Annotated in this window: 5 tRNA genes and 1 rRNA gene; all 6 read right to left on the bottom strand. The window is 44.4% G+C overall.

The features are described from left to right. Nucleotides 1-51: 51 nt before the first annotated feature. The 6 genes from ACU68Y_RS09045 to rrf all read right to left on the bottom strand — a co-directional run bounded on the left by ACU68Y_RS09045 (nucleotide 52) and on the right by rrf (nucleotide 1029). Nucleotides 52-126: transfer RNA gene (locus ACU68Y_RS09045), tRNA-Glu, on the bottom strand. Between the two features lie 100 nt (nucleotides 127-226). Further along, nucleotides 227-303 (bottom strand) — tRNA-Met (locus ACU68Y_RS09040). Between the two features lie 26 nt (nucleotides 304-329). After that, nucleotides 330-406 (bottom strand) — tRNA-Met (locus tag ACU68Y_RS09035). Nucleotides 407-410: 4 nt separating this feature from the next. Beyond that, nucleotides 411-499 (bottom strand) — tRNA-Leu (locus tag ACU68Y_RS09030). A 3-nt stretch (nucleotides 500-502) separates the two neighbouring features. Beyond that, nucleotides 503-577: transfer RNA gene (locus tag ACU68Y_RS09025), tRNA-Asn, on the bottom strand. 335 nt (nucleotides 578-912) lie between these two features. Next, nucleotides 913-1029, bottom strand: a 5S ribosomal RNA gene (gene rrf, locus ACU68Y_RS09020). Nucleotides 1030-1049: the final 20 nt, after the last annotated feature.

Below are 1049 nucleotides of genomic sequence, written 5' to 3'. Positions count from 1 at the left end.
CCCTGCTTGTAAGGCAGATGCTCTCCCAGCTGAGCTAATCGCCCATATATCTGGTGACCCTACCGGGATTCGAACCCGGGATACCGCCGTGAAAGGGCGATGTCTTAACCGCTTGACCATAGGGCCTAATTACTAAGGTTTAAAGTTTATTATTTTTTAAATCTAGCCCTGTGACCATGGGCCTTTTAATTTAATTTTCAAATAACACAACCGCTGAATAAAAAATTGGTAGCGGAGAAGGGAATCGAACCCCTGACACCACGGGTATGAACCGTGTGCTCTAGCCATCTGAGCTACTCCGCCATATTATATAATTTGTTGTGTATGTATGGTTGCGGGAGCAGGATTTGAACCTACGACCTCCGGGTTATGAGCCCGACGAGCTACCAAACTGCTCTATCCCGCGTTATTGGTGCCGAGGATCGGAATCGAACCGATACGGTGTTTAACCACCGCAGGATTTTAAGTCCTGTGCGTCTGCCAGTTCCGCCACCCCGGCATTTGGCTCCCAGGGTGGGACTCGAACCCACAGCCTATCGGTTAACAGCCGAGTGCTCCACCATTGAGCTACCTAGGATTATTACCACTCTTATGAGTGGTGTTCGCTTTTTAAAGTTTGATTACTTTTATTCGAAAATTTAATGTTTTCCATGAGTGACGCTTCGAACGAGGAAATCTTCATTTTTTATCTTTAAAGAAGATTTCTGAAGTGAGGCTGAGCGAATGGAATTATTAAATTTTCCTTTAGTAATCAAACTTTAATTTCTTTTGTTTGGCGACTACCTACAGCAGACAGTTCCTACGAATCAAAGATTCGTGGCAACTGGTTGCATCAGACCTACGACGAAATCATAGATTTCTGTTAGGTCTAGATCTCCCACAAGTGGGCTCGTAGTCCAACCAATTAAAATTGTTTGGCAATTACCTACTCTCCCACGACGTTTCCATCGTAGTACCATCGGCGTTAAGAGGCTTAACTTCTGTGTTCGGCATGGGTACAGGTGTATCCCTCTTGCTTTTATCACCATACTTATTTACTTTTACATTTC

It is taken from the genome of Finegoldia sp. P1-F-LS (assembly GCF_052932205.1).
This window is presented reverse-complemented; position numbering and strand designations above follow the sequence as displayed.